Origin of the sequence: Paraclostridium sp. AKS73, from assembly GCF_025671395.1 — a bacterium.
GTDB lineage: Bacteria > Bacillota > Clostridia > Peptostreptococcales > Peptostreptococcaceae > Paraclostridium > Paraclostridium benzoelyticum.
This window is the reverse complement of sequence record NZ_JAIXHU010000027.1, coordinates 19,608-41,872: the sequence shown is the minus strand read 5'-3', so window position 1 is coordinate 41,872 and position 22,265 is coordinate 19,608. Positions and strand designations below refer to the sequence as shown.

General features: G+C 27.9%; 21 protein-coding genes and 4 pseudogenes. 21 read left to right on the top strand and 4 right to left on the bottom strand.

Annotated features, from left to right (window positions below):
• Positions 1-181 precede the first annotated feature (181 nt).
• Positions 182-1,516 (top strand): NCS2 family permease, encoded by a 1,335-nt coding sequence (locus tag LEQ07_RS14010; protein WP_084822090.1) that lies wholly within the window; start codon positions 182-184, stop codon positions 1,514-1,516.
• A gap of 143 nt (positions 1,517-1,659) precedes the next feature.
• Here the strand turns inward: LEQ07_RS14010 and rbr are convergent, their stop codons facing one another.
• On the bottom strand, positions 1,660-2,241 hold the full coding sequence (gene rbr / locus LEQ07_RS14005; protein ID WP_263331153.1) for a rubrerythrin: 582 nt from the start codon (positions 2,239-2,241) through the stop codon (positions 1,660-1,662).
• Between the two features lie 191 nt (positions 2,242-2,432).
• Here rbr and LEQ07_RS14000 point away from each other — a divergent pair, with 191 nt between their 5' ends.
• From LEQ07_RS14000 to LEQ07_RS13920, 17 genes and pseudogenes are all read left to right on the top strand, one after another.
• The gene (locus LEQ07_RS14000) at positions 2,433-2,657 is read left to right on the top strand and encodes a hypothetical protein (protein WP_263331152.1); all 225 of its coding nucleotides are present in this window, start codon (positions 2,433-2,435) and stop codon (positions 2,655-2,657) included.
• Positions 2,636-2,800, top strand: a complete 165-nt coding sequence (locus LEQ07_RS13995) for a hypothetical protein (protein WP_263331151.1) — start codon at positions 2,636-2,638, stop codon at positions 2,798-2,800. The genes LEQ07_RS14000 and LEQ07_RS13995 overlap by 22 nt, the downstream gene beginning before the upstream one ends.
• A gap of 56 nt (positions 2,801-2,856) precedes the next feature.
• Positions 2,857-2,988, top strand: coding sequence for a hypothetical protein (locus LEQ07_RS13990; RefSeq protein WP_021431614.1), 132 nt, complete (start codon positions 2,857-2,859; stop codon positions 2,986-2,988).
• Between the two features lie 197 nt (positions 2,989-3,185).
• Complete coding sequence (purE, locus tag LEQ07_RS13985) at positions 3,186-3,662, top strand: 5-(carboxyamino)imidazole ribonucleotide mutase (protein ID WP_195947086.1); 477 nt, start codon at positions 3,186-3,188, stop codon at positions 3,660-3,662.
• A 5-nt stretch (positions 3,663-3,667) separates the two neighbouring features.
• Complete coding sequence (gene purC / locus LEQ07_RS13980; protein ID WP_084822086.1) at positions 3,668-4,363, top strand: phosphoribosylaminoimidazolesuccinocarboxamide synthase; 696 nt, start codon at positions 3,668-3,670, stop codon at positions 4,361-4,363.
• A 16-nt stretch (positions 4,364-4,379) separates the two neighbouring features.
• Entirely contained in the window at positions 4,380-5,750 is a 1,371-nt protein-coding gene (purF, locus tag LEQ07_RS13975; RefSeq protein ID WP_263331150.1) for an amidophosphoribosyltransferase, read from the top strand.
• Positions 5,744-6,771: pseudogene (purM, locus tag LEQ07_RS13970) on the top strand (phosphoribosylformylglycinamidine cyclo-ligase). Before purF ends, purM begins: the two are co-directional and overlap by 7 nt.
• Positions 6,765-7,358: a phosphoribosylglycinamide formyltransferase gene (gene purN / locus LEQ07_RS13965; RefSeq protein WP_263331149.1), complete on the top strand. Its 594-nt coding sequence runs from the start codon at positions 6,765-6,767 to the stop codon at positions 7,356-7,358. The pseudogene purM and the gene purN overlap by 7 nt, the downstream one beginning before the upstream one ends.
• Positions 7,351-8,880, top strand: a pseudogene (purH, locus tag LEQ07_RS23100) (bifunctional phosphoribosylaminoimidazolecarboxamide formyltransferase/IMP cyclohydrolase). The gene purN and the pseudogene purH overlap by 8 nt, the downstream one beginning before the upstream one ends.
• 11 nt (positions 8,881-8,891) lie before the next feature.
• Positions 8,892-10,151, top strand: a complete 1,260-nt coding sequence (gene purD, locus LEQ07_RS13955) for a phosphoribosylamine--glycine ligase (protein ID WP_263331148.1) — start codon at positions 8,892-8,894, stop codon at positions 10,149-10,151.
• 38 nt (positions 10,152-10,189) lie between these two features.
• Positions 10,190-14,005 (top strand): annotated as a pseudogene (locus LEQ07_RS22625) (phosphoribosylformylglycinamidine synthase).
• 299 nt (positions 14,006-14,304) lie between these two features.
• Positions 14,305-15,156, top strand: a complete 852-nt coding sequence (locus tag LEQ07_RS13945) for a hypothetical protein (protein WP_046823305.1) — start codon at positions 14,305-14,307, stop codon at positions 15,154-15,156.
• Between the two features lie 17 nt (positions 15,157-15,173).
• Positions 15,174-16,102, top strand: a pseudogene (locus tag LEQ07_RS13940) (glycosyltransferase family 4 protein); the annotation flags it as partial.
• Between the two features lie 99 nt (positions 16,103-16,201).
• Entirely contained in the window at positions 16,202-16,408 is a 207-nt protein-coding gene (locus LEQ07_RS13935; RefSeq protein WP_263331146.1) for a hypothetical protein, read from the top strand.
• A 2-nt stretch (positions 16,409-16,410) separates the two neighbouring features.
• On the top strand, positions 16,411-16,602 hold the full coding sequence (locus LEQ07_RS13930; RefSeq protein ID WP_046823303.1) for a hypothetical protein: 192 nt from the start codon (positions 16,411-16,413) through the stop codon (positions 16,600-16,602).
• Positions 16,603-16,746: 144 nt separating this feature from the next.
• A complete protein-coding gene (locus tag LEQ07_RS13925; RefSeq protein WP_263331145.1) occupies positions 16,747-17,586 on the top strand; it encodes an Mrp/NBP35 family ATP-binding protein in 840 nt (279 codons plus the stop codon).
• Between the two features lie 188 nt (positions 17,587-17,774).
• Positions 17,775-18,137, top strand: coding sequence for a C-GCAxxG-C-C family (seleno)protein (locus LEQ07_RS13920; RefSeq protein ID WP_046823301.1), 363 nt, complete (start codon positions 17,775-17,777; stop codon positions 18,135-18,137).
• A 26-nt stretch (positions 18,138-18,163) separates the two neighbouring features.
• On the opposite strand, the gene LEQ07_RS13915 is transcribed toward LEQ07_RS13920, so the two are convergent.
• Together LEQ07_RS13915 and LEQ07_RS13910 are read right to left on the bottom strand one after the other, a co-directional pair.
• Positions 18,164-18,580 (bottom strand): AI-2E family transporter, encoded by a 417-nt coding sequence (locus tag LEQ07_RS13915; RefSeq protein WP_263331144.1) that lies wholly within the window; start codon positions 18,578-18,580, stop codon positions 18,164-18,166.
• The gene (locus tag LEQ07_RS13910) at positions 18,528-19,103 is read right to left on the bottom strand and encodes an AI-2E family transporter (protein WP_263331155.1); all 576 of its coding nucleotides are present in this window, start codon (positions 19,101-19,103) and stop codon (positions 18,528-18,530) included. The genes LEQ07_RS13915 and LEQ07_RS13910 overlap by 53 nt, the downstream gene beginning before the upstream one ends.
• A gap of 338 nt (positions 19,104-19,441) precedes the next feature.
• Here LEQ07_RS13910 and LEQ07_RS13905 point away from each other — a divergent pair, with 338 nt between their 5' ends.
• Both LEQ07_RS13905 and LEQ07_RS13900 read left to right on the top strand, forming a co-directional pair.
• Positions 19,442-20,365 carry an ROK family protein gene (locus LEQ07_RS13905; protein ID WP_046823299.1) on the top strand — a complete coding sequence of 308 codons (924 nt, stop codon included), beginning with the start codon at positions 19,442-19,444 and terminating at the stop codon, positions 20,363-20,365.
• Positions 20,366-20,470: 105 nt separating this feature from the next.
• Complete coding sequence (locus tag LEQ07_RS13900; RefSeq protein WP_021431629.1) at positions 20,471-20,641, top strand: hypothetical protein; 171 nt, start codon at positions 20,471-20,473, stop codon at positions 20,639-20,641.
• Positions 20,642-20,701: 60 nt separating this feature from the next.
• Here LEQ07_RS13900 and LEQ07_RS13895 read toward each other — a convergent pair whose 3' ends face one another.
• On the bottom strand, positions 20,702-20,974 hold the full coding sequence (locus LEQ07_RS13895) for a hypothetical protein (protein WP_046823298.1): 273 nt from the start codon (positions 20,972-20,974) through the stop codon (positions 20,702-20,704).
• A 469-nt stretch (positions 20,975-21,443) separates the two neighbouring features.
• Between LEQ07_RS13895 and LEQ07_RS13890 the strand changes: the two genes are divergently transcribed.
• Positions 21,444-22,256, top strand: coding sequence for a hypothetical protein (locus tag LEQ07_RS13890; protein WP_263331143.1), 813 nt, complete (start codon positions 21,444-21,446; stop codon positions 22,254-22,256).
• The last annotated feature ends 9 nt before the right edge of the window (positions 22,257-22,265 follow it).

The following is a 22,265-nucleotide window of genomic DNA, read 5'->3' as shown; positions in this document are numbered from 1 at the left end:
TTAAAAAGTTTATATTTGTTTAAAAATACAAAAGAATAAAACGAATAAAAAATATATAAAATATAAAAATATTCGTTATTTCTATTGATTAAAACCGAACTATATTATATAATTAATATGTAAGGTAAGTTAAAAGACGAACGAAATTATAATTATATTTTATAAAATAAGGAGGAAGGATATGCAAGCAGCGCAAACTTCAAATAATAAGAAATCTATGTTAGATAGAGTTTTCAAACTAACAGAAAATAACACGAACGTAAAAACAGAAGTTATAGCAGGAATGACAACATTTATGACGATGGCATATATACTAGTTGTAAATCCTAGTATATTAGGAGATGCTGGTATGGATAAAGATGCTGTATTTGCAGCAACTGCAATAGCAGCATTTATAGGAAGTTGTATAATGGGATTTTTAGCAAATTATCCAATTGCTTTAGCACCAGGTATGGGACTTAATGCATTCTTTGCATACACAGTAGTTTTACAAATGGGATATAGTTGGCAATTTGCATTATGTGCAGTTTTAATAGAGGGAGTAATATTTATATTATTAACAGTAACTAATGTAAGAGAAAAGATCATAGATTGTATACCTGGAGTTTTAAAACATGCAGTTACAGCAGGGATAGGATTATTCATAGCTTTTATAGGATTAGTAAATGCAGGTGTGGTAGAAGGTGGAGGAGCTATATTGCAGCTTGGAAATATGCAAAGTCCAACAGTATTACTAGCTATATTAGGACTAGTAATAGCAGCAGTATTACTTTCTAAAAATGTTAAAGGAACTTTCTTATTGGCTATGGTAGTAACTACAGCTATAGGGATTGTAGCGGGATTAGTACAATTACCAAACGCTTTAGTTTCATCAGTTCCATCATTAAAGCCAGTATTTTTACAAGCATTTTCAGTTCCAATGAATCAAATATTTAGTTTAGACATGTTAGTAGTAGTATTTACATTTTTATTTGTTGATCTATTTGATACAGTAGGTTGTTTAGTTGGAGTAGCATCAAAAGGTAACATGTTAGATGAAAATGGGAAATTACCAAAAGCTAAACAAGCACTATTTGCAGATGCAATAGCAACTACTACAGGATCTTTACTTGGAACATCGACAGTTACAGCTTATGTTGAGAGTGCAGCGGGGATAGGAGAAGGTGGAAGAACTGGATTAACAGCAGTAACGACAGGAATATTATTCTTACTATCGTTATTCTTTGCTCCAATATTTACATCAATACCACCACAAGCTACAGCACCAGTACTTATATTGGTTGGAGTTATGATGGCAAGTTCATTACTTGAAATAGATTTTAGTGACTTTACAAATGCAATACCAGCATTTTTAACATTTGCAATGATGCCTTTAGCTTATAGTATAGCAGATGGTATTATATTCGGAATAATATCATTTACAATATTAAAATTATCTACAGGAAAGAGAAAAGAAGTTAATATATCACTAATATTCTTATCAATAATGTTTATACTAAAGTTTGTATTATTATAAAATATAATTAAAATGATCGGATAAATTAAATGCTGAGATTAATTTTAAAATTGATTTCAGCATTTTTATTTTAAATATAAAAAAAGGTTAAATACATATACAACTATATGTACTTAACCCTTTTTTATACTTAGCTTTAGATTTTAGAAGTTATCAGCTTTTATTTCATAATATCCTTGAGGATGTTTACATGCTGGACATACTTGTGGAGCTTCAGTTCCTACATGAACATATCCGCATACTGTACATACCCACTCATGAACTTCTGGTTTTTCAAATACTATATTTTCTTCTATATTTTTAGCTAATCTTAAGAATCTATCTCTATGATGAGCCTCAATTGAATGTATATGCGTAAATGAAGAGGCTATCTCTTCAAAACCTTCTTCTCTAGCTTCTTCAGCAAATTTTAAATACATTGTATCTTCTTCATCTTCACCTTTTGCAGCACCTTTTAGATTTTCTAAAGTAGAACCCATTCCAACACCATAAGAACCTGTTACTTGAACATCATTTCCAGTAAAATCATTTAATAAATATCTAAAGAATATCTTAGCATGCATTTCTTCGTTATGAGCAGTTTCATCAAATATATCACCTATTTGAATATATCCTTCTTTTCTAGCTATTTTAGCGTAAAATTGATATTTATTTTTTGCTTGAGATTCTCCAGCAAAAGCATTCATTAAATTTTGTGCAGTTTTAGTTCCTTTTAAAGATTTCATCTTTAATTCATCTCCTAAGTATAAAATTTATTTTTAATTATAGTAAATAAATACCACTTTAATTTAGCTTAAAACAAAATAATTATTTTTCATATAAAGTTGTAATTTTACAAATTGATAGAATTTTGAATGAAATTCATAAATATGTAAATCATATTAGATAGTAAATTTTGTAAGATGGAGGGCTAAAGATGAAACTATATGGAGTTTTGATAACTAGTATATTTATATCAGGTTTTTTAATAATTGGATATGCTAGTACTTCAGATAAAAACTTAAATTCAGTTGAAAAAAGTGCAAAAGAAGTAGTATATGAAAACAAAGAAAGTAAAACTGAAAAGTTAACAGAAAAAGAAGCTATTGATTTAGTTAAAAAATATATGAAAGAAAAAATATGTATATACCTAATTTTGTAGAAGTTGATAGCAAATATAAAGATATATATACAATACATGCATATGATGTTATTACAAATGAAGAAGAAAGTCATATTGCTACAAGTGGATGGTTTGAGGTTAATGCTAATACAGGTAAAATAAAAGATATAATGAATGAGTAGAAGTGTTGAATTAATAGTAGTACAATTAAACTATAAACTTAATAGGAAGTGATATTTTGGATAGTATTAAAAAGAAATCTATAATATTTTGGTTTATTGATTTAGTTTATGCTATTGTATTTGGATTAATAATAGGCGCTGATTTAGGGTTTGATGTAACTAAAAAATTAAATAAGTATTTTGGATAATTAAATTATACAAAAAAGGAGCAATCTAGAAATAGATTGCTCCTTTTTTGAGCTTTAAATAAAAATACGAACAAAATTAAAAATAAGGTTGATAATATACGTATAATAGTATATTATTTAAATATAAAGTTCGTTATATATAACGTATATTCAAAAAAACAAAAAAATATATATACGTAAAAATAGGGAGGATTATGATGAAAGTAGCAGTAGTTATGGGTTCAAAGTCAGATTATCCAAAGTTAGAAAAAGGAATAGAGCTTTTAGAAATGTTCGGAATAAAAGTTGTAGCAAGAGCACTATCAGCACATAGAACACCTAAGCAATTAACAACTTTTTTAAATGAAATTGAAAATGATACAGATGTAATAATAGCAGCTGCAGGAAAAGCGGCACATTTACCAGGAGTAATAGCATCACATACTTTAATACCTGTAGTAGGATTACCAATAAAATCATCTACAATGGATGGGTTAGATTCTCTTCTTTCAATAGTTCAAATGCCACAAGGTATACCAGTAGCTACTGTAACTATAGATTCAGGAATAAATGCAGCATTAATGGCAGCACAAATAATGAGTATAAAATATCCAAATATAAAAGAACAATTGAAAAGTTATAGAGAACAAATGGAACAAAAAGTATTAGATGATGATAAAAACTTAAGGGGGTAATTAAAATGTTATTATACGAAGGAAAAGCAAAACAAATATTTAGTACAGAAAATGAAAATGAGTATTTAGTTTATTATAAAGATGATGCAACAGCTTTTAATGGAGAAAAGAAAGCTTCAATAAACTCAAAAGGAATTTTAAATAACAAGATTTGTACAGTTATGTTTGAGATGTTAGAAAAAGAAGGTATAAGTACACATTTCATAAAAGGTGTATCAGATAGAGAAATGATAGTTAAAAAGGTTGAAATATTACCACTTGAAGTAATTGTAAGAAATATAACTGCTGGATCATTTTGTAAGAGATATGGAATAGAAGAAGGTATTGCACTAGATGAACCTATATTTGAACTATCTTACAAAAATGATGATTATGGAGATCCGATGCTAAATGATGATCATGCAGTTGCTATGAAACTTGCAACTAGAGAGGAAATAGCATTTTTAAAACAAGAAACTTTAAAAATAAATGAAATAATGAAGAAATTTTTCTTAAAGTTAAACTTTAAGTTAGTAGATTTTAAATTAGAGTTTGGGAAAGATGAAAATGGAAATATAATACTGGCAGATGAAATATCACCAGATACTTGTAGATTATGGGATGTAGATACAAATGAAAAATTTGATAAAGATAGATTTAGAAGAGATTTAGGTGATTTGGTTGAAGGGTATACAGAGGTTTTGGCTAGGATAGAAAATTAATCAGGGGGATATTTAAATGTGCGGTGTAGTAGGAATATACTCAGATAGAGATATATCTAAAGAATTGTATTATGCGTTATACTCGATACAACATAGAGGTCAAGAGAGCTGTGGAATATCTGTTTTAAATGATGGTCAAATAAACCATAAAAAAGACATGGGTCTTGTGGGTGATGTTTTTAAATCTAGTGAGTTAGAAAAGCTAAAAGGAAATATAGGAATAGGACACGTCAGATACTCAACTGCAGGAGGCAGCAGTTTAGACAATTGCCAGCCACTTGTAGGAAGATGTAGAAAAAGACAGTTATCAATAGCTCACAATGGAAATCTTGTTAATGCAAATTATCTAAGAAATATGTTAGAAGAAGAAGGCTATATGCTTCAATCAGATTCGGACACAGAAGCTATCCTTTGTATATTAGCTAGATACTATAAAGGTGATATAGTTGAAAGTTTAAAAATAACAATGGACTATATAAAAGGTGCATATTCATTAGTTGTATCAAGTAGTGAAAATGAACTTGTAGCAGTTAGAGATCCTCATGGGTTTAGACCATTATTATTAGGAAAAAAAGATGATATGTATATAGTAGCATCAGAAGACTGTGCAATAAATATTTTAGGTGGAGAAGTTATTAGAGATATTGAACCTGGAGAGATAGTAGTTATAAAAGACAATAAATTAACTTCTTATCATTATAGAGAAAATTATAAGCCTGTTAAATCAAGTTGCATATTTGAACATATATACTTTGCAAGAAATGATGCAACTATAGATAATGTAAACGTATATGAGTTTAGAGTTAAATGTGGAGAAATTTTAGCTAAAGACGAAAAAATAAAAGTTGATATAGTAGTACCTGTTCCAGACTCAGGATGGGCTGGAGCAATAGGATATTCAAATGCTAGTAGAGTTAAACTTACAGAAGGATTAGTAAAAAATAGATATGTTGGAAGAACATTCATAAAGCCTACTCAAAAAGAACGAGAAATAGGAGTTAAAATAAAGTTAAATCCTTTAAGCAATGTAGTAAAAGGTAAATCAATAGTTTTAGTAGATGACTCTGTAGTAAGAGGGACAACATCTAAGCAAATTGTTAAATCATTAAAAGATGCAGGAGCAAAAGAAATTCATTTAAGAATAACTTCACCACAAGTAACACATTCATGTTACTACGGTATAGATACTCCGCATAGATCTAATTTAATAGCATCTAAAAATAACTTGGATCAGATAAGAGATTATATAGGTTGTGATACATTAAAGTTTTTAAGCATAGAAGGAACTTTAGAAGCAGCGGAAGATAAAACGACTTTCTGCAAAGCATGTTTTGATGGAAAATATCCTGTTAAAAAAATTGATGAGGGGGAACTAATATCATGTTAACATATAGAGCTTCAGGTGTAGATATAGATGAAGGAAACAGAGCTGTAAATCTTATAAAAGATAAGATAAAAGGAACATATGATAAAAATGTTATAGGAGATTTAGGAAACTTTAGTGGGTTATATAGTTTAAAAGATTTTATAAATATGGATGAACCTGTATTGCTATCTTCTACAGATGGAGTTGGAACAAAATTAAAACTAGCTCAAATGATGGATATTCATAATACTGTAGGTATAGATTTAGTAGCAATGTGTGTCAATGATCTTATATGCCAAGGAGCTAAGCCATTGTTTTTCTTAGATTATATAGCTACTGGAAAATTAATTCCTGAGAAAATAGATGATATAGTATCTGGAATAGTGGAAGGATGTAAGAAGGCAGAATGTGCTCTTATCGGAGGAGAGACAGCCGAGATGCCTGGTATGTATTCAGAAGATGATTATGATTTAGCAGGTTTTTCAGTAGGGATAGCAGATAAATCTAAAATAATAAGTGGTCAAGATGTTAACTCTGGAGATACATTAATAGGAATATCATCAAGCGGAATACACAGTAATGGATATTCATTTATAAGAAAAATATTTCTAGAAGAATATAAGTATGAACTAACTGATTATATAGAAGAATTAGAAATGACTTTAGGAGAGGCTCTTCTTATTCCGACAAAGATATACGTGAAACTTGTTATGGATTTAATAAAAAAATATGAGTTAAAAGCTATAGCACACATAACAGGTGGAGGTGTTATAGAAAATATCCCTAGAGTTATACCAAATGGATTAGGTATAGATATAGAAAAAAATTCTTGGGAAAACCAGCTATATTTAAAATGATAGAAAAGTTTAATGCGATAGATGAAGTTGAGCTTCATAAAAGTTTCAATATGGGTATAGGACTTGCAATAGTAGTAGATTCAGATAAAGCAGAGGAAATAGTTAGCTATTTAAATGAAAGTGAAAAACAAGCATATATAATTGGAAAAGTTGTAGATACCCATGAAGGAGTAAAGCTATGCTAAACATTGCTGTTTTAATATCTGGAGGAGGAAGCAATTTACAAAGTATTATAGATGGATGTGAAAGTGGATATATAAATGGAATGGTTAAATTAGTTATCTCTAATAAGGATAATGTTTATGGATTAGAAAGAGCAACAAAACACAATATCAAAACTTTTGTAGAAAAAGAAGATGAAAAAATAATAGATTTACTAAATAAAGAAAATATTGATTTAGTTGTTTTAGCAGGGTATTTAAAAATTATAAGCCCTAAATTTGTAGAAGCTTTCAGAAATAAAATAATAAATATACATCCATCATTAATACCTGCATTTTGTGGAGAAGGATATTATGGGAAGAAAGTTCATGAATCTGTAATAAGTTATGGTGCAAAGTTAAGTGGAGCTACTGTGCATTTTGTAGATGAAGGAGCAGATACAGGTCCAATAATAATGCAAAAAAGTGTAGAGGTTAAGGTTGATGATACCCCACAGAGTTTAGCTGAGAGGGTACTAACAGTGGAGCACGAGATACTTAAAGAAAGTGTAAGACTATATTGTGATAATAAGTTAACTGTAAATGGAAGGGGAGTAATTGTAAATGACTAAAAGAGCATTAATAAGTGTAACAGATAAAAGTGGTGTAGTAGAGTTTGCAAGAAGCTTAAATGAATTAGGATATGAAGTAATATCAACAGGAAATACATTTAAAACTCTGAAAGAAGAAGGATTAAAAGTTATACAAATAGATGAAGTTACAAACTTTCCTGAGATATTAGATGGAAGAGTTAAAACATTAAATCCATATATCCATGGAGGAATATTATACAAAAGAGATAATGAAAAACATGTTAACACAGTTAATGAGCATAAAATAGGAGCAATAGATTTAGTAGTAGTAAATTTATATGATTTGAAGGAAATTTAAAAGATAACAAACCTCATGATGTAATGATAGAGAATATAGATATAGGTGGACCATCTATGATACGTTCAGCAGCTAAAAATTATAAAGATGTTTTAATAGTAGTTGATACAAAAGACTACGATTCTATAATAGAAAGCTTAAAAGCTGGAGAAGTATCATTAGAAGATAGAAAAAAACTAGCATATAAAGCATTTTCAACAACTGCTAGATATGATGCATTAATATCAAACTATTTCAGAGAGCAATTAGAAGATAAGTTCCCTGAAAGTCTAACAATGACATTCCAAAAAGAAGATACTCTAAGATACGGGGAAAATCCTCATCAAGGAGCAGTATTATATAAACAGTCTAATGCAAAAATCCAATATTAAATTATGAACAGTTAATGGTAAAGAACTTTCTTTTAATAACATAAATGACCTACATGGATGTTTAGAAATAATGAGAGAGTTTAAAGACAGTGAACAAGTAGCTTGCGTAGCTATAAAGCATACAAATCCATGTGGAGTAGCAGTAGCTAAAAATAGCTTTGAGGCTTACACAAAGTGTTATGAGGCAGATAAAGTATCTATATTTGGGGGAATTGTAGGATTTACATCTGTAGTAGATGTAGAAACTGCTAAAAAATTAAATGAAATATTTTTAGAAATAGTGGTAGCTTATGATTTCACAAAAGAAGCACTTGAAGTTTTAACTCAAAAGAAAAACTTAAGAGTATTAAAATTATCAAATATAGAAAATAGTCTTCAAGGATTTGACCTTAAATACTTAGATGGCAAATTACTAGTTCAGGATAGAGACGAAAAATTAGCTAATGAATATAATTGTGTTACAAATGAGATAGCAGATGAACAAATATTAAAAGATATGGAATTTGGAATGAAGATAGTTAAAAACATGAAGTCTAATGCAATAGCTATAGTAAAAGATGGACAGACGCTAGCTCTTGGATGCGGTCAAACTTCAAGAATATGGGCATTAAAAAATGCTTTAGAAAATAATCAAGATAAAAACTTTGAAGGAGCAGTGTTAGCATCAGATGCATTTTTCCCATTTGATGACTGTGTGAAGTTAGCTAATGATTATAAAATAAAATCTATAGTTCAGCCTGGAGGATCTATAAAGGACCAAGATTCAATAGATGCTTGTAATGAAAATGATATGGTTATGGTGTTTACAGGAATAAGACACTTTAAACACTAGGAGGTAAATACATGAAGGTTTTAGTTGTAGGATCAGGTGGAAGAGAGCATGCGATTTGCTATAGTTTGTTAAAAGGAAAAAAAGTTGAGGAAATTTACTGTGCTCCTGGTAATGCAGGAATAAGTGAAATCTCTCAGTGTTTAAGTATAAAAGATAATGATATTGATAATTTATATAAATTTGCTAAAGAAAATAAAATTGATTTAACTATAGTTGGACCAGAAGTTCCATTAGTAGATGGAATAGTAGATAAGTTTGAAAAAGAAAACTTAAGGATATTTGGACCTAATAAAAAGTGCTCAATGTTAGAAGGTAGTAAAGCTTTTTCAAAAGAGTTTATGATCAAACATGATATTCCAACTGCAAAATATAAAGAATACATGGACTTAGATGAAGCTATAAATGAAATTGATTCATTTGGATATCCGGTAGTTATAAAAGCAGATGGTTTAGCGGCAGGTAAAGGTGTCGTAATAGCCAAAGGTAAAGAAGAAGGTATAAAAGCTTTAAGAGAAATGATGAGTGACAAAAAATTTGGTATAGCTGGAGAAAAAATAGTTATTGAAGAGTTTTTAAAAGGAATAGAGACATCTATACTAGCGTTTGTTGACAATAATACTATAGTGCCTATGGAAAGTGCTAAAGATCATAAAAAAGTTTATAACAATGAAGAAGGACCTAATACAGGAGGAATGGGGACATTCTCTCCAAGTAATATATACGATGAGCAATTATCTCATATAGTAAAAAAAGAAGTTTTAGATAAGACATTAAAAGGATTTAAAGATGATAACTTAAACTATAAAGGTATTTTATTTATAGGACTAATGATAACAGAGGATGGACCAAAAGTATTAGAATATAATGTTAGATTTGGCGATCCTGAAACACAATCAGTACTTTTAAGATTGGAAACAGATTTAATTGAGATAATAGAAGCTATTTTAGAAAATAGACTAAATGAAATTCACATAAAGTATGATGAAAAAAATGCAGTATGTGTGATGTTAACATCAGGAGGGTATCCTGAAAGTTACGAAAAAGGTAAGGTTATAACAGGCCTTGATAAAGTGGATGAAGATATAGTTATATTCCATAGTGGAACTAAAATAATAAATAATAAATTAGTTACTAATGGTGGTCGAGTTATAGGAATTAGCGCAAAAGGAAACTCACTTGAAGAAGCTAGTAAAAAAGTTTATGAAAACATAGAAAAGATAAAATTTGAAGGCATGCATTATAGAACTGACATTGGAGTATTATCAAATTAGTATAAATATACTTAAATAAAAAATTATGGGGGTATACTATGACTACTAGTAATAGTTTGAAATCTACTGTAAAAAGAATATTAGTTGAGAAAAAACAAGGATTTGACTTAGAAGCAAAACATCTAAAATGTGAAATCGAGGATAGTTTACATATAGATGGAATAAAAAGTCTAAGACTTTTAAATAGATATGATATAGAAGGAATAGAAGAATCTGTATATGAAAAAGCAGTTAGAAACATATTCTCTGAGCCTAATACAGATAATGTATATCAAGAGGAAGTAAACATAAGTACAGATGATAAAGTATTTGCAATAGAATATTTACCAGGACAATATGATCAAAGAGCTGATTGGGCAGCTCAATGTATTCAAATTATAAATGAAGGTGAAAGACCTATAATAAATACTTCAAAGCTAGTAATAATCAGTGGAGATATAACAGATGAAGATCTTAAACAAATAAAATCATATTGCATAAACCAAGTAGATAGTAGAGAAGCTGACTTAGAAAAACCTGAAACATTAAAAATAGAAACTGAAATACCTACAAGTGTAGAAACTATAGATAAATTTATAAGCTTAAGTGATGAAGATTTAATGGAATTCATGGATTCTATAGGACTTGCTATGACATTTGAAGATTTAAAGCATGTGCAAATGTATTTTAAAAATATAGAAAAAAGAAATCCAACTATAACTGAAATAAAGGTATTAGATACTTATTGGTCAGATCACTGTAGACATACTACATTCATGACTAAAATAGAGGATGTAGTTATAGAAGAAGGCAAGTACACTGATGTTGTAAAAGAAGCATATGATATGTACTTACAATCAAGGGATTATGTATATGGAAAAACAGATAGAGATATTTGTTTAATGGATATAGCAACAATTGCTATGAAGGAATTAAGAAAATGTGGCAAATTAGAAGACTTAGATGTAAGTGAAGAGATAAATGCTTGTAGTATAAATATTGATGTTGATATAGATGGTAAAAAAGAAGAATATTTAGTAATGTTTAAAAATGAAACACACAACCATCCTACAGAAATTGAACCTTTTGGAGGAGCGGCTACTTGTTTAGGAGGAGCTATAAGAGATCCTTTATCAGGTAGAAGTTATGTTTATCAAGCTATGAGAGTAAGTGGAAGTGCAGATCCAAGAACATCATTAAAAGATACATTGCCAGGAAAGTTAATGCAAAAGAAAATAACAACAGAAGCAGCTAATGGGTATAGCTCTTATGGAAATCAAATTGGACTTACAACAGGTCAAGTAGCAGAAATTTATGATGAGAATTTTGTAGCTAAAAGAATGGAAATAGGGGCTGTAATTGCAGCAGCGCCAAAAGAAAATGTAATAAGAGAAACTCCTCAAAATGGAGACGCTGTAATATTATTAGGTGGAAAAACTGGAAGAGATGGATGCGGAGGAGCTACAGGATCATCAAAAGAACACAGCGAAAAATCTTTAGAAACATGTAGTGCAGAAGTTCAAAAAGGTGATGCACCAAATGAAAGAAAAATACAAAGATTTTTAGAAACAAAGAAGTTGCACAAATGATAAAAAGATGTAATGACTTTGGAGCTGGTGGAGTTTGTGTAGCAATTGGAGAAATAGCAGAAAGTATAGATATAAACTTAGATTTAGTACCTAAAAAATATGACGGATTAGATGGAACAGAGTTAGCTATATCTGAGTCTCAAGAGCGTATGGCTGTAGCAATAAAAAAGAAATATAGATAAGTTTATAGAAATGGCTATAGAGGAAAACTTAGAAGCTACTCATGTTGCAAATGTAACTGATAGCGGAAGAGTTAGAATGTATTGGAATGGAACAGCTATAGTAGACATGTCTAGAGATTTTATAGAAACGAATGGAGTAAAACAAAATAAATATAAAAGTAAGAAATGTTGAAGAAATGTCTTTATATAAGTCAGAAGAAAATTTAGAAATAGCAATAAGTAGTGAATGTAGATTAAAGGATAAATTTATAAATAATATTACTGACTTAAATGTTTGCTCACAAAAAGGTCTTGTTGAAAAGTTTGATAATACTATAGGAGCAAATACTGTGTTGATGCCATTTGGAGGTAAGTATCAAGCTACTCCAGCTCAAGGTATGGTTGCCAAAATACCTGTTTTAAATGGAGAGACTAATACATCTACAATAATGACATATGGATATAACCCTAAGATAGGAAAAGAAAGCCCATTCCATGGTGCGCTTTATGCAGTTGTAGAATCTGTGTGTAAAGTTGTGGCTATTGGGGGTAACTTTAGCACTATAAGACTTACTTTACAAGAATATTTTGAAAAACTGGGGATAAGTGAATATAAGTGGGGGAAACCATTTTCAGCATTACTTGGGGCATATTATGCTCAAAATAAATTACAAATACCTGCAATAGGTGGAAAAGACAGTATGTCAGGAACTTTTAAAGACATAGATGTACCTCCAACACTAGTTTCATTTGCTGTTGATACTGTGGATGCAAAACAAGTGTTATCCCCAGAATTTAAAAAATCAGGGTCAACAGTAATAATGTTATTAACAAATGTGTTGGAAAATAAAGTTATAGATTTTGAAGAATTAAAGAAAAATCTTTCAAAAATAACAGAGCTTATAGAAAATAAAAAAGTACTTTCTGCATATTCAGTAGGTTATGGAGGGGTAAGTGAAGCTATAAGTAAAATGAGCTTTGGAAATAAGATTGGATTTAAATTTAATAATGAAAATAATATAAATGATCAATGTTATTTAATTCATCTTATGGAAATATGATTCTTGAATTAAAAGGAAATGATATAGATGTAAACGACTTATTGAAAGAGTTGGATGGATACAACTATAAAATATTAGGAAACACTATAGAAGAAAAAAATATAATCATAGAAGATGAAAGCATAGATATAGATTATTTATATGATAAATATAACGGTGTTTTAGAAAGTATATTCCCTGTTAAAACTGAAGAAATAAAAGAAAAAATAGAAACTATAAACTTTTTAAATAATGAAGAAAGAAGAAATAGTGTTATAAGCTTAGCTAAACCAAAAGTATTTATACCAGCTTTCCCTGGAACTAATTGTGAATATGATTCAGCAAGAGCATTTGAAAAAGCAGGAGCCAAAACATCAGTTAAAGTATTTAAAAACTTAACTTATAAAGATATAGAAAGCTCTATAGATACTATGGTAGAAGAAATTAAATCATCTCAAATAATAATGTTACCAGGTGGGTTCAGTGCAGGAGATGAGCCAGATGGATCAGGTAAATTTATTGCAACGGTATTTAGAAATCCTAAAATTGCTGAAGCTATAAATGAATTTTTAAACAATCAGGATGGATTAATGTTAGGTATATGTAATGGGTTCCAAGCTCTTATAAAATTAGGATTAGTGCCTTATGGAGAAACAAGAGATATAAATGAAAGCTGCCCAACTCTAACTTATAATAAGATAGGAAGACATCAAGCTAAAATGGTTAATACAAGAATTGCATCTAATAAATCTCCTTGGTTGTATGATACAGAAGTTGGTGATATTCACAGTATAGCAATCTCACACGGTGAAGGAAGATTTGTAGCGAGTGAAGATGTAATGAGAAAATTAATACAAAATGGACAAATTGCAACTCAGTATGTAGATTTTGAAGGAAAAGCAACTTATGATATAGAGTTTAATCCAAATGGATCAACATATGCAGTTGAAGGTATAACAAGTTTAGATGGAAGAGTATTTGGAAAAATGGGTCATTCAGAAAGAATTGGAGAGCAAGTTGTTAAAAACATACTAGGTGAAAAAGATCAAAAGGTTTTTGAAAGTGGAGTTAAATATTTTAAATAAAAATATATAAGGTATCTCAAAGTAAACATTATAGTACTTATTTTGAGGTACCTTTTTCGTTTAAACAAATGATTTTTACTAAAATGATGTTGAATGAATATGCTATGTTATGAATGTAAAGAAGTGTCTAAAAAATATATAGAGGAAATTTATCGATTAATGGAGAATAAACTTAAGTAAAGTAAGATATTTGGGTATTAGTGTATATACATATATAAAGTGAAATTTTTATATAATTTTCGACAAGTTTTTCAAAATTAATATGGTAATATATATATGCCATACGCGGAGGGTATGATATGGAAATAAAGGTTTGTGACACTTTATGTTATCAAGGAAGTGCAAAATACAATGAAGATATAATAGGATTTAATCCATTTGGAGCGTGGGTTTTAGATGGAGCTACTGGGCTAAATAATAAAAACCTAATTTCATGCAAAAGCGATGCAAATTGGTATGTAAACTGGTGGAATAATTACTTACACAAAAACATACATAATGAAATGACTTTAAAAGAATTGATGTTTAATGGAGTTAAATGCATAAGCGATGAATATTATAAAAAAGTTGATAAGAATGATATTGATAGGTTAGATACTCCATCCAGTTCTATTGCGGTTATAAAATTTTATAATAATAAACTAGAGTATTTTTTACTTGGAGATTGTACATTTTATTTTAAATTAGGAAACAAAAACTATTTAATAAAAGATCGAACTTTATGTGTTTTAGATAAATTGGTTTATGATGAAATGGAAAAATTGCCTAATTTGGAGAGACTTACATTTGAAGAAATAAAAAATAGTGTGATGAGCACAATAATAAGCAATAGATTGAAAAAGAATACAAAAGATGGATACTGGATATTAGATTTTGATGAAAATGCTATAGATAATGCTATAAATGGATTTATAGATATAAAGGATAATATAAAAATAATGCTTACAAGTGATGGATTTTCATGCATTAGTGATAGATATAAAACAATAGAAGAAGAAAATTTAATAAATGAGGTAGAAAAATATGGAGCAGGAGAAATTTACTCTAGACTTAGAAATATAGAGTTGGAAGACTTTTCAACAACTAAATTTCCAAGATTTAAAGTAAATGATGATTCCTCTTGTGTATATTTAGATATAGATTTTAGCTGACAATTGAAGGGAGAACTATGAAAATACTACATATAATAACACAAAAACCAAATAGCACAGGTAGTGGTATTTACATGAGTGGAATGATAAAAGGGTTTAAAAAGATGGGATATAACCAAGGGGTAATAGCAGGGATAGATGCTGATGACCCAAAAGAATGTTTTGGTGAAGATATAAAATTTTACCCTGTAACTTACAATACAAAAGAGATACCTTTTAATGTTGTAGGGATGAGTGATGTTATGCCATATAATAGTACTTTATATAAAAATATGAGCGAAGATATGGTATTAAAATTAAAGGATGCATTTAAAAAAAGGATAGACGAAGCTATTAAAGATATAAAACCTGATTTAGTAATATGTCATCATTTATATTTAATAACTGCATTTGCAAGGGAAATTATCAAGGATATACCTGTAGTAGGAATTTGTCATGGAACATGTTTAAAGCAATTTCAAAGCAATGAATTAAAAAGTAGTTATATAAAAAATAATATATGTAACTTAGATATGATATTTTCGTTGCACAATGAGCAAAAGAAAGAGATTGAAGATATATTTAATCTAAGTGAGGATAAAGTATATACTCTTGGAAGTGGATATGATGAAAATATATTTTTTGATAAAGAAATAGATAATGATATTATCAATATTACTTTTGCAGGTAAAATTTGCAGATTAAAAGGTGTGGAGTCTTTAATAAAATCACTAAATTATATAAGTTATAAAAAAGATATTATAAATATAAATATAGTTGGGGATGGAAGTAATGAGAAAGAATTTAATTCTATTAAAAAGCTTAGTGAAGAAAGTAAATTTGATATAAAGTTTTTAGGAAAAGTAAAACAAAATGAATTAGCAGAAATACTTAGAAAAACTCATATATTTATGCTCCCATCATTTTTGAAGGGTTACCTTTAGTAGTTATAGAAGCTTTAGCAAGTGGGTGTACTGTTATAACTACCGATATACCGGGGATTAGTGAATGGATTGGAGAATATATAAACACATCAGGTAAAATTAAATATATAAATTTACCTAAAATGCGAAAAATTGCTGAACCTTTTGAAGATGAACTTCCTGAATTTGAGAAGAATTTGGGTATTGAAATAGATAAAATGATAAATAATATACTTGAATTTAACGTTCGAAATAAACATTTAAATATGGAAGATAAAACATGGACAGGATTATGTACAAGATTAGAAGATTCAATATCAAAAACATTAGGAGATATAAAAGGAGTGTAAAAATGATTACAAAGGAAATGACCTTATTAAGTATAGTTGAAAAATATCCTAAAACAGAAGATGTATTTCATCAATATGATAAAATTATAGGAGAATGTTTATTGTGCAACAATTTATTTGATACAATTGAAACTGTATCAAATAAATATAAGATTAATCTGGATAGTATTTTAGAAAAATTAAATATAGAATAGATTTTGATAATAAAAAAAACATATAAGTAATTTAAAAATTTATATTGTTTTTTATTATTTTATAATTGGCATTTGACAATAAATGAAAATGTAAGTAAAATTAAATTAGCAAATGCCAATTATAAAATATAGGGAGATGAATTTATGTCAACATGCAACACATGTCCATCTAATAATGGGTGCACAAAAGATAAAGATAATTGTGGAGTTAAAAATAATCCTTTAAATAACGTAAAAAAAGTTATCGGGGTTATGAGTGGAAAAGGAGGAGTAGGAAAGTCTTCTATTTCGGCTATTATAGCAAAACAATTGAATCAATTAGGGTATAAAGTAGGGGTTTTAGATGCAGATATAACAGGACCTAGTATTCCTAGACTTCTTGGAGTTAGTGAAAAAAAAGCAACTATGGCAGAAGATATGATTTTACCAGTTAAGACAAGTTGTGGAATTAAAGTGATGTCATTAAACTTTCTTACAGAAAATGAAGCAGACCCTGTTATATGGAGGGGCCCTATGATTTCAGGGGTTGTTGAACAATTTTGGAAAGATGTTCTTTGGGGAGAACTTGATTATCTAGTAATTGATATGCCTCCAGGGACAGGAGATGTTGCTTTAACTGTAATGAACTCAATTCCGATAAGCGGAGTAGTTATGGTTTCAGTACCACAAAACCTTGTTTCCATGATAGTTTCAAAAGCTGTAAATATGGCTAGAAAAATGGATATTAATATATTAGGTGTTATTGAAAATATGAGTTATATAACTTGTCCTGATTGTGATAAAAAAATAAAATTATTTAATGGAGAAAATACGGATAAATTCCTAGAAGAAATGAACTTAAAATTATTAGCAGAATTACCTATGATAAATGGGATAAATAATTTAAGTGATGGAAATACAGAAGATGAAGAAAATAATCTTAAATTAGTTTTTGAGCCTATAGTAAAAGATATAATAAGTGATTTAGAAAATATTCAAAAATAGCAATTTCATATAGTTAGAACAGACAACTTATCCAAAATGTGGTAAAATTATTATTCGGATATAAACTATTAATGTGATATTATCACATATAATTATTTAAATAGGGTAATATTATTTAATGAAAAGTTAAGCTAAAAAGATAATAATATAGATTATTTAAATAATATAAAAAATTGGAGGATAATAAAATGATAAAACCATCAGAATACCATAAACAAGGATATACATGTGCAGAGGCTATAATAAAATCATATAATGAAGAACATAACACTGATATTCCAGTTGCGCTAGGAAGTGGAATGGGAACAGGCGTTACAGTTGGAAGTTTATGTGGAGCTGTAAATGCAGCTGTATTAGTATTGGGATATATAAAGGGTAGAGAAGATAACTCTCAATCAAACGATGCTAGAGCTTATTCAAGAGAATTGATGAATAGAGTTAGAGAAAAATACAATACTGAGATATGCTTAGACCTAAAGAAAAATAAGGTTAGCTGTTCAGAAATAATAGATTTCTCATATGATGCATTAAAAGAAATTTTAGCAGCATAAAAAAGATGACATTTAGTCATCTTTTTTTATAGATTAATATTTTTTTCTTTTATTCTTTTATTTACATATCTAGATAATAGCGTGTAAATTACACTAAAAAGAGGAACTCCTATTAAAATACCTAAAACACCAAACATAGAAGAACCTACAAATATAGGTACTAATATCCAAAATGAGGATAGTCCTATAGAGTTACCCACAACAAATGGATATATTAAGTTACCTTCAATTTGCTGAATTACAAGCATCATTATTAAATAATATAATGCCGTTATAGGTTTAACCATAAATATAATAAAAACCGAAAGGGCAGTTCCAATAAATGTTCCGAATATAGGTATTAAAGCAGCTATTGCTACTATAGTACTAATAAGCAATGCATAAGGCATACTAAATATAGTCATACCTATGAAACATAAAACACCTAATATAGCACCATCCATACATTGTCCAGCTATAAATTGAGAATTTAAATTCTACTAAATGAGAAATTTCTACTAACTTATTTGCATATTTTTCATCTAAAAAAGCGAAGGTAAATTTTTTACATTGAAGTAAAAGCTTCTCTTTACTTAAAAGTATATAAATTGCAATTATAAACCCTATAACAAAATTAGTTATCGCAGATGTAATACCAACTGTAAATCCTAATATATTTGAGATAAAATAGTTTGCAAATTTAATTACAAAACTTGAAACTTTATCTAATCCAGATAAGATATTAGCATGAATACTATCTGGAATATTTATATGTGAAAAATAATTTGTAACATAAGATTCTAGTGAATCTATATACTGAGGAACCGCACTTATTAAACTAGAAGTACTTTTACCTAATTGAGGAATCACAAAGTTTACAAATGAGTTCACTAATACAAATAAAATAAGTAAAGTAACTAAAAGAGATAATGCTCTTGCTAAAGCTTTTGGATTTTTTAATTTTGTCTTTTTTAAATATGGTTCTATAACTTTATTTCAAAAAACTTCATAGGAATATTTATTAAAAATGCTATTGCTATACCTATTATAAAAGGTTTCGATATAGAAATTAGGTGAAGAAACATATTTGCAACAGATTTTATATTTAAAAGTAAAAAAGATAAAATTATTATATAAGTTGAGAGTAAAATTTGATTTTTAAATTTGAGATTTTTCATAAAATTACAACTCCTTTCATAAATTTATAATTATACAATCAGTATACAGTATAAAAGTATTTTTTAAAAATCATATTACATATATTGGGAAAAATTATGATAAAATTAATTATATAAAAGGATTATTTTAATTAGGAGGTGATGCAGTTGAACACTTATTTAGGAATAGATGTTGGAGGAACTTCTATAAAGTATGGAGTTTACGATAAATATGGAAATGAAGTAAAAAAAGGGAAAGATAAAATAAGAACACCTAAGTATGATATGTCAAAGTTTATAAAATCAATAAAATTAATAATGGATGAATGTGGACCTGTAGAGGGAGTAGGACTTAGCGTTCCAGGATGTGTGAATCCTAATAGTGGATACATACAAGATGGAGGATCTATACGAATATTAGATAAAGTAAATATAAAGTATATTTTAGAAAAAGAGTTAGAAATAAAAGTAGAAGTAGAAAATGATGCAAATTGTGCATTATTAGCTGAAAAATGGATTGGAAATGCAACTGAATGTAGCAATTTTGTATGTATTACATTAGGTACTGGAATAGGTGGAGCTTTGTATATAAACAATGGATTAGTAAGTGGGAATAATTATTTTTCGGGAGAATTTGGATATATGATTCTAGATAATATACATGAAAAATATAGACTAAAAACTTTGAATAAAACTAGCTCAACTGTATCATTTGTCAGAGAAATAGCTAATAAAAAGGGCGTGAATTCTAGAAGTTTAGACGGAGTTTCCGTATTTGATATGATTCAAAATAAGGATGATGAAGTTTTAGAATTATATAAAATGTGGATAAGAAGAATAGCAATTTGTATTTATAATGTGGGGTTTATAGTTGATCCAGAAAAAATTCTTATTGGAGGAGGAATAAGCAATCAACCTATTTTTATAGAAGATTTGAAATCTGAAATGAAAAGACTTTCTATAGAGCTTATAAAAGAAACCGGAAAAATTGAAAATTTATATAAAAAATGGAATATTGGACCTTGTAAGTTTTTTAATGATTCAGGTCAAATAGGAGCTATATATAATTATATAGTTAGAAATGAAATTTAGAAAATACATGTTTATATGAATTTTACTTATTATGTATAAATAACCACACTTATAACAATAATGGTAGATAGAGTTAAATTTATTGAGGAAAGGGTGTTTATTTAGATGGAAATTTTAAAAACTAGAAAGTTAAAAGAATCAGTTTTTTGTGATAACTGTGAAAAAGAAAGAAAGCATACTATAGTAACATACCAAAATATCAATGAAAATAACGAAGAGTGCATAGTTGAAATGAGAAGATGTAAAGCTTGTGGAAAAGAGCAGTCACTAATGTAATTTATTACTTAAATGTATATAAAAAGGAAAAGACTATCTATTAAGATAGTCTTTTCCTTTTTATTCGATACATCTAAAATTTATATGCATATAGCCTTCAAATGCAGGTTGAGATTGGATTTCAGTTATTATACATTTTTTTATATGACCATCCAATAGTAAATCAACACTAAGGTCATTATTATCTTCTACAAATCTTAAAAAAGGAGTTTTAGGTATTTGGATAGGGATGTCTTGCTCAAGATTAGGACCATAAATCAATCCTAAAATATAACCGGATTTTCTTAGCTTTTTATTGTTTTGACTTAAATCTCTTTTAAATACTTCTAACATAAATTTCCCCCTAAAAATTTTTTATAGCTTAAAAACTATATTAAATAATATTTAAAATAAATTAATATATTCGTAAATTTACAAATATAGGATAAATTAATAAGATATAATATATGTGAACTTTAAAATAATAAAGTTATGAGGAATTATAAAAATATATACTATAGATATAAAATTTTTATATAAATAAAAATGAATTAAATAAAGAATCTATGGGGTGATTTATGAATTTTAAAATTAAGAAAACTATATAATAGTATTTGCATCTGCATTAGTATTATTGATTTTTATAGCAAAATTAAATGATTTAAATAATTTTAAAAAGGAAGAAAAAATAAAAATTCAAAATGTAAAAATTCTTATACAAAATGGGAATTATGATGTAGCGGAAAAAAATTAGAGCAAATTGAAAAAATAAAAATAATTTAACCGATTAGACAAATCAGATAAGTTTGATGTATACAATTATTTGGGAATTATAAATACGTTTCAAGGAGAAACTGTAAGTGCAATACTTATGTATGAAAAAGCCAAAAAATATGTAAGTAAAGAAAATAAATATAAAGTGGAAATAAATTCTTCTATAGCATATAGACATATAGGTGAATATATAAAAAGTGCTGAATCTCTTATAAAAATAATAAACTCATTTAATGAAAACAAAACTGAAAATGCTAGAATAAAAACTTATGCATTATTAAATTTAGCAGAAATTTACTTTCAAGTTGGAAGTATGGATGAATACAGTATAATTTTATCTAAAATTGAGCCATTCATTGATTATTTACCTAAATTTCATAAAGATGATTTACTAATAATGTATTATTCAGATTTGATAATAAAGGAACTAAATAAAAAGGATTTTAATAAAGTTGATTTTTACTTTAAGAAAATAGATAAACTGGAAAAAGGAAATGAAATTGTTCAATATACAGAAAGTAAAATGTTAAAGGCTAGAGCATATGCATTATTTTTTAAAGAAACACCAGATACTGATAAGACTATTGAATACTTTGAGCAATTAGAGGATTATGGAAAAAAAGAAGGGGATACATATATATGCCAATTTTCTATAAAGGAAAGGATAGAAATTTATAAAAAGTTAAAAAACCAGGATGGATATAATAAATTAGTACAAAAATTTTATAAGAATGAATTGGATATGTCAAAAATAAACAATAAGCAATATGAATTTCATTTGAATAACAAGATTAAAGAAGAAGAAGAAATAAGTATTATGAAAAAGACGAGTACATTAATAATTATTAGCAATTTATTTTAATTGGAATTA

What these genes read in the sequence shown, in the direction of transcription:
- purN (WP_263331149.1), top strand. Translation starts at nt 6,765, where the DNA reads ATGCTAAACATTGCTGTTTTAATATCTGGAGGAGGAAGCAATTTACAA.
- LEQ07_RS13995 (WP_263331151.1), top strand. Translation starts at nt 2,636, where the DNA reads ATGTATATACCTAATTTTGTAGAAGTTGATAGCAAATATAAAGATATA.
- purD (WP_263331148.1), top strand. Translation starts at nt 8,892, where the DNA reads ATGAAGGTTTTAGTTGTAGGATCAGGTGGAAGAGAGCATGCGATTTGC.
- LEQ07_RS13920 (WP_046823301.1), top strand. Translation starts at nt 17,775, where the DNA reads ATGATAAAACCATCAGAATACCATAAACAAGGATATACATGTGCAGAG.
- LEQ07_RS14010 (WP_084822090.1), top strand. Translation starts at nt 182, where the DNA reads ATGCAAGCAGCGCAAACTTCAAATAATAAGAAATCTATGTTAGATAGA.
- LEQ07_RS13930 (WP_046823303.1), top strand. Translation starts at nt 16,411, where the DNA reads ATGATTACAAAGGAAATGACCTTATTAAGTATAGTTGAAAAATATCCT.
- LEQ07_RS13945 (WP_046823305.1), top strand. Translation starts at nt 14,305, where the DNA reads ATGGAAATAAAGGTTTGTGACACTTTATGTTATCAAGGAAGTGCAAAA.
- purF (WP_263331150.1), top strand. Translation starts at nt 4,380, where the DNA reads ATGTGCGGTGTAGTAGGAATATACTCAGATAGAGATATATCTAAAGAA.
- LEQ07_RS13925 (WP_263331145.1), top strand. Translation starts at nt 16,747, where the DNA reads ATGTCAACATGCAACACATGTCCATCTAATAATGGGTGCACAAAAGAT.
- purE (WP_195947086.1), top strand. Translation starts at nt 3,186, where the DNA reads ATGAAAGTAGCAGTAGTTATGGGTTCAAAGTCAGATTATCCAAAGTTA.
- LEQ07_RS13935 (WP_263331146.1), top strand. Translation starts at nt 16,202, where the DNA reads ATGCGAAAAATTGCTGAACCTTTTGAAGATGAACTTCCTGAATTTGAG.
- LEQ07_RS13915 (WP_263331144.1), bottom strand. Translation starts at nt 18,580, where the DNA reads ATGGATGGTGCTATATTAGGTGTTTTATGTTTCATAGGTATGACTATA.
- purC (WP_084822086.1), top strand. Translation starts at nt 3,668, where the DNA reads ATGTTATTATACGAAGGAAAAGCAAAACAAATATTTAGTACAGAAAAT.
- LEQ07_RS13900 (WP_021431629.1), top strand. Translation starts at nt 20,471, where the DNA reads ATGGAAATTTTAAAAACTAGAAAGTTAAAAGAATCAGTTTTTTGTGAT.
- rbr (WP_263331153.1), bottom strand. Translation starts at nt 2,241, where the DNA reads ATGAAATCTTTAAAAGGAACTAAAACTGCACAAAATTTAATGAATGCT.
- LEQ07_RS14000 (WP_263331152.1), top strand. Translation starts at nt 2,433, where the DNA reads ATGAAACTATATGGAGTTTTGATAACTAGTATATTTATATCAGGTTTT.
- LEQ07_RS13895 (WP_046823298.1), bottom strand. Translation starts at nt 20,974, where the DNA reads ATGTTAGAAGTATTTAAAAGAGATTTAAGTCAAAACAATAAAAAGCTA.